This window comes from Salinimicrobium oceani (assembly GCF_012037645.1).
This window is the reverse complement of record NZ_JAAVJR010000187.1, coordinates 1-642: the sequence shown is the minus strand read 5'-3', so window position 1 is coordinate 642 and position 642 is coordinate 1. Positions and strand designations below refer to the sequence as shown.

Sequence of the window (642 nt, the reverse complement as noted above, 5' to 3'; positions counted from 1 at the left end):
AACATGTAATATTTCCCTTTGAAGTTGATCACAGCAGGATCTGCCCCGGCACGATAAGAAACTCCGGTGTAAGAATTATGCGCTACGTAGGTGTAGTCGATATCTATAGGATGACAATAAGTTTGGAATTCCCTTTTTGAAAGGGAATCCTGAGCCAGCACCGTGAGGCCTAACGAGCAGAAAAAAATAGTTAATAGTGCGGACTTAAAATTTGACATGCGCATTGGTGTTTTAAAAAACTGTAAGATCAACTTATGTGCAGCCTAATTTCTACCGTTACAAGCTGCACAAGTAAAATATTGAAATTTAATTCTAATGTTCTTTATGTTTCCTATTATTCTGAACTTAGGTTACTGGTTTTGGCTTCTATTGATTGGAGAGGCGGTAACATTCTTCCCGGCCTGTCGAGATAAAAATAAGCTGTGGCCGAAACATCATCGCTCCTGTAAAAATTGGTCCATCCCTGCGGAAAATCCTCATCCTCCAGCACCAGACTTTCATCCATCTCTAAAAGATTGGTGAATTCGGGAAATTGGTCAACGGTAACAGGGATAAGCCTGGCACCATTTTTCACAAGTTCCTGTACTTTCTCCTTTGGTGCTCCGCCCATCTGCTGAATTGTAACTTTAATATCCTCATAAA

General features: G+C 40.5%; 2 pseudogenes. Both read right to left on the bottom strand.

Annotated features, from left to right (window positions below):
• Positions 1–218, bottom strand: a pseudogene (locus HC175_RS16170) (family 43 glycosylhydrolase); the annotation flags it as partial.
• Positions 219–334: 116 nt separating this feature from the next.
• Positions 335–642, bottom strand: a pseudogene (locus HC175_RS16165) (glycoside hydrolase family 172 protein); the annotation flags it as partial.